This is a genomic window from Streptomyces sp. TRM64462, from assembly GCF_013362995.1.
Lineage (GTDB): Bacteria > Actinomycetota > Actinomycetes > Streptomycetales > Streptomycetaceae > Streptomyces.
The window spans coordinates 1-4,389 of the sequence record NZ_JABWDV010000399.1 but is presented as its reverse complement, the minus strand read 5'-3'; the positions used below and the strand labels follow the sequence as shown (position 1 = coordinate 4,389).

Sequence of the window (4,389 nt, the reverse complement as noted above, 5' to 3'; positions counted from 1 at the left end):
CGGACGATCGTGGAGTCGACCGCGACGACCCAGTCGAGGTCGCCTTCGGCGTCGGCCTGGGCGAGCAGGGCGGTGAAGACCTTCTCCCAGGTGCCGTCGGCGGCCCATTTCCGCAGCCGGTTGTGGGCGCCTTTCCATGAGCCGAAGTGCTCGGGCAGCTCCATCCACGGAGTGCCGGTGCGGTACTTGAAGGCGATCGCGTCGATCACCTGCCGGTGGTCCCGCCACCGGCCACCCCGCTTCGGTGTCCGGTCCGGCAGCAACGGCTCGATGCGTGCCCACTGGGCGTCAGTCAACGACACGCATCAACCAACGATCAGATGATCCGAAGGAAACGGCCTAGGGCCCGGGTCCTCCTCCGGCTGGTCTGAGACGATGGGAGGGTGAATGAGATTCCGCGCGGCACACTCCAGGAGCAGACGTTCTACGAGCAGGTGGGCGGCGAGGAGACGTTCCGGCGCCTCGTCCACCGCTTCTACCAGGGCGTCGCCGAGGATCCCCTGCTGCGGCCGATGTACCCGGAGGGGGATCTGGGCCCGGCCGAGGAGCGGCTCGCGCTGTTCCTGATGCAGTACTGGGGCGGCCCCCGCACGTACAGCGACCACCGTGGGCACCCGCGGCTGCGGATGCGGCACGCGCCGTTCGTGGTCGACCGGGCGGCGCACGACGCCTGGCTGAAGCACATGCGGGTCGCTGTGGACGAGCTCGGGCTGCCCGAGGAGCTGGAACGGCAGCTGTGGAACTACCTGACGTACGCGGCGGCGTCGATGGTGAACAGCGCGGACTGAGACCGAGCGGGCGCGGAGAGTCCCGGCCATTCCCCGGCCCTACAGCGAGCGAGACCGCCAGGCCGGACGCAAGTGGGGCGCTCCGTTCCGGACAAGGCCGCCGCTTCACCTCCCAGCTACCCCACCCACCGCATAAGTTCACAGCCACAACACATCGAACAGGCATCCGCGTCTCTGCTGCGGATGCCTCTCTTCTGTGCATCCTGTGGAGGTTCAACGTGCGACGGAGAACCATGCGCCTGGGTGTGGTGCTGATCGGTGCCGCGACCGCTCTGTTCGGGGCGGGGGCGGCCCACGGCGACACCTACTACGTGTACTCGGGCGACAACTTCGGCTACATCGGCCGGACCCACAAGTACGCGGGTGTGTGCGACCGCGAGGCGGACGGCGCCAGCGTGTTCGTCAACTTCCAGCGGACGTTCCCGGGCACCACCGTCCGCATGGAGGAGAACCGCGGGCACGGGTTCTGCCGGACGTCCACCACAGGCACCTATTCCGTGTACCGCCTCCAGACCTGTCAGAACCTCCCCTGGCTGCCGGACACCTGCTCCAGCTGGCACGAGCACCGCTGAGGACCATGCCCGCCCGCACCCTGAACGTCTCCGGTCTCACCTGCGCGGCCGGCGGCCGCATCCTGCTGCGTGACGCCGCGCTGACGGCCGTGCCCGGCGAGTCCGTCGCCGTCACGGGCCCGAGCGGCAGCGGCAAGTCGACGCTCCTGTCCTGTCTCGCCGGGCTGCACCGCCCCGAGGCCGGGACGATCGAGGTGTGCGGTACGGACCTCGCCACGCTGCGGCCGGCCAAGGCCGCGGCGTGGCGGCTCCGGACCGTCGGCTTCGTCTACCAGTTCGGCGAGCTGCTGCCCGACCTGAGCGCCGTCGAGAACGCCGCCCTGCCGCTGCTGATCGCCGGCGCGGCGCGGCGCGAGGCGTACGGGACGGCCGAGCGGCTGCTGGACGAGCTGGGCGTCGGCGCGGTGGCGGACTCGCGGGCGGGCGTCCTGTCCGGCGGCGAGCGCCAGCGGGTCGCCGTGGCCCGGGCCCTGTCCACGCGGCCGCCGCTGATCCTCGCGGACGAGCCGACCGGGGCGCTGGACGAGCACGCCACGGACGACGTGTGCGCCCTGCTGTTCGGGTTGCCCGCCCGGTACGGCTGCACGGTGGTCGTGGTCACCCACAATCCCGTGGTCGCCCACTACGCCGACCGGCGGCTCACCCTGCGCGACACCGCGCTGCGCGACACCACGGAGGCCCCCGCGTGAGCGGCCCCCGCGTGAGCGCCACGCGGCGCGGCGCGACGGCCCAGTTGCTGGCGGTGGGGCGCCGCGCGTCGTCCGGGGGCCGGGACCCGCGCGGCACCGTGCAGGCGCTGTGCCTGGTGCTCGCCGCGGCGGGCGCGGCGGTCCTGGTGTGGGGGCTCCAGGTCACGCACGCCGTGTACGAGGCGCGGGACGCGCGGCTGTCGGCCCGGGTGCCGGTCATGGCCGCCCCCGACGACTCCCGCGACGTCCTGTTGCGCTGGTCTGACCCCGGGGACACGTGGGACGGCCGGAGCTTATCCGTGGTGAACATCGAGCCGGTCGAGCCGGTCGTGCCGGTCGTGCCGGCCGCGCCGGCCGCGCCGGGAGCGCCGGGAGCTTCGGGAGCGCCCCTGCCGCCCGGGCTGCCGCGCTGGCCGCAGCCCGGGGAGGCGTACGTGTCCCCCGCGCTGCTCGCCGCCATGCCGGAGGCGGCGACCCGGTACGGCGTCCTCGCCGGGACCATCGCTCCGGACGGTCTGGCCGACCCTGGCGAACTGTTCGTGTACCGCCGCCCTCCGCCGGGTGTCGGCATGGGCGAAACGGCCGGTCTCGGAGCCGTCGGCTTCGGCGCGCCGCCGGAGCGTGCGGCCCTGTTCCACAGCCAGACCTTCGACCGGGCCGAGGGCGACCTGCACCTGCTGATGGCCCCGTTCGTCGGCCTGCCGGTGATGGTGCTGCTCGTCGTCGCCTCCCGGCTCGGCGCGCGGGAGCGTGACCGGCGGCTGGCCATACTGCACGCCATCGGGGCGGGGCGGTCGGTGCGGGCCAGGATCGCGGCCGGGGAGTGTCTGCGGCCGCTGGCGGCGGGCACCGTACTCGCCGCCGTACCGCTGACGATTCCGACGCTGACCGGGCTGCGGCTGCCGCTCACCGGGTACGAGATCGCGGCGGCCGATCTGGCGCCGGTGCGCTGGTGGTTCCCGCTGACGCTGGTGGCCGTGTGGGCGGCGCTGTGCGTGCTGTTCGCCGCGCTGCATCTGCGGATCGGCGGGGGCGTGGCGGAGGGGAACCGCCCGCGGCCCGGCCGGGAACGGACGCCGGCCTGGCCCGGGTACGTGTGCGGGCTCGGCACGCTGTGCGCGCTGTGGGGCGCGATGATCGGGTTCCAGGTGGGCGTCCGGCTGTTCCTCGTCGGCGTGGTGCTCGCCCTGGCGGGACTTCCGCCGCTGCTGGGGCGGGCGGCAGCCGGGATCGCCGGGCGGCTGACCGGCGGCCGGCGCGGCCGGGGTGACGCGGCCCGGCTTCTCGGCGGGCGCTGGGCCGCCTCCCGTCCCGGCGTGATCACCCGCACGTGCGCGGCGCTCGCCGTCCTGCTGGGGCTCGTCGCGCAGGCGCATGTCTTCGTCACGCACCTCTCCGGGCCCGCGCGGGAGGCCGCCGCGCTCGCCCGCCATCTGGACGGGCGGCTGCTGCAGGTGACCGCCGCGCCCACGGGTGAGGAGTCCGTCGGCCGCTTCCTGGCCGCGCTCGATTCCGGTGACCGTGTCCTGCGGATCCGGTCGGACGCGTCGGGGAAGGGGACGGTGCTGCGCGGCAGTTGCGAGGACCTGGCGGCGCTCGCGCCGCTGCGCGCCTGTCCCAGGGAGGCGGCGGACCAGCCCCCGTACGTCTTCCGTCAGCGCACACCGCTGACGGAAGCCCTGCGGTGGATGCACTTCGGCCCCGTGAGCGTGCAGGCGACGACTTCGCCGGACGAACTCCTGCCGGGGAACGGACCGTTCGTCATCCTGCCGGCGACCGCGGACGGCCGGGAGCGGGTGGAGCGAGCCGCCCAGGCCCATCTGGCCCTGCCGGATGTCGGCACGCCCGGCGAGTCGTTCACGGTCGGCGGCTCCGCCAACGCCCGGATCGGGGACTGGGCCGTGCTCGTGGCGGCGATCGGCTTCGTGCTGCTGGCGCTGACCGGTGTCACGGGGCTGTTGCACGCGTTCCTGGACCGGGCCGACGCGTTGCGGCCGCTGGCCGGGTACACGTCCGGGGTGCGGTTCCATCTGCGAGTCGCGTGGTGGGGCATGGGCGTGCCGACGCTGTGCGCGATGGTGCTGGCGACGCTGTTCGCGGGGGTGCTGGCCGCGTTCAGCGTGGGGTTCCTGGCGCCGACGGCCGACTCGCCGGTGCCCGTGCTGGCGGGCGGACTCGCGGTGGCCGTGGCGGTGTGCGCGGCGGCGACGGTGGCGGGCGGCCTGCTGGCGGCCCGATTCACGCACCGGTGGGTGCCGCACGGGGACTGACGAGGACCAGCGCGGACCGGCGCGGCCCCGGCCCGGCCCCGGGGCGGACCCGGCGCGGAGCGGCGCGGAC

General features: G+C 74.4%; 5 protein-coding genes. 4 read left to right on the top strand and 1 reads right to left on the bottom strand.

Going from position 1 to position 4,389, the window contains the following annotated elements:
* On the bottom strand, positions 1–302 hold a 302-nt coding region (locus tag HTZ82_RS23750; RefSeq protein ID WP_175410252.1), incomplete at its 3' end, for a transposase.
* Positions 303–383: 81 nt separating this feature from the next.
* Here HTZ82_RS23750 and HTZ82_RS23745 point away from each other — a divergent pair.
* The 4 genes from HTZ82_RS23745 to HTZ82_RS23730 all read left to right on the top strand — a co-directional run bounded on the left by HTZ82_RS23745 (position 384) and on the right by HTZ82_RS23730 (position 4,319).
* Positions 384–788 (top strand): globin, encoded by a 405-nt coding sequence (locus tag HTZ82_RS23745; protein ID WP_175411454.1) that lies wholly within the window; start codon positions 384–386, stop codon positions 786–788.
* Positions 789–1,006: 218 nt separating this feature from the next.
* On the top strand, positions 1,007–1,360 hold the full coding sequence (locus HTZ82_RS23740) for a hypothetical protein (protein WP_175411453.1): 354 nt from the start codon (positions 1,007–1,009) through the stop codon (positions 1,358–1,360).
* 5 nt (positions 1,361–1,365) lie between these two features.
* The gene (locus HTZ82_RS23735; RefSeq protein WP_175411452.1) at positions 1,366–2,049 is read left to right on the top strand and encodes an ABC transporter ATP-binding protein; all 684 of its coding nucleotides are present in this window, start codon (positions 1,366–1,368) and stop codon (positions 2,047–2,049) included.
* Positions 2,046–4,319 carry a hypothetical protein gene (locus HTZ82_RS23730; RefSeq protein WP_175411451.1) on the top strand — a complete coding sequence of 758 codons (2,274 nt, stop codon included), beginning with the start codon at positions 2,046–2,048 and terminating at the stop codon, positions 4,317–4,319. Before HTZ82_RS23735 ends, HTZ82_RS23730 begins: the two co-directional genes overlap by 4 nt.
* The last annotated feature ends 70 nt before the right edge of the window (positions 4,320–4,389 follow it).

Bases quoted from the DNA above. Each gene is read 5' to 3' on its own strand.
- HTZ82_RS23735 (WP_175411452.1), top strand. From the start codon at position 1,366: ATGCCCGCCCGCACCCTGAACGTCTCCGGTCTCACCTGCGCGGCCGGC.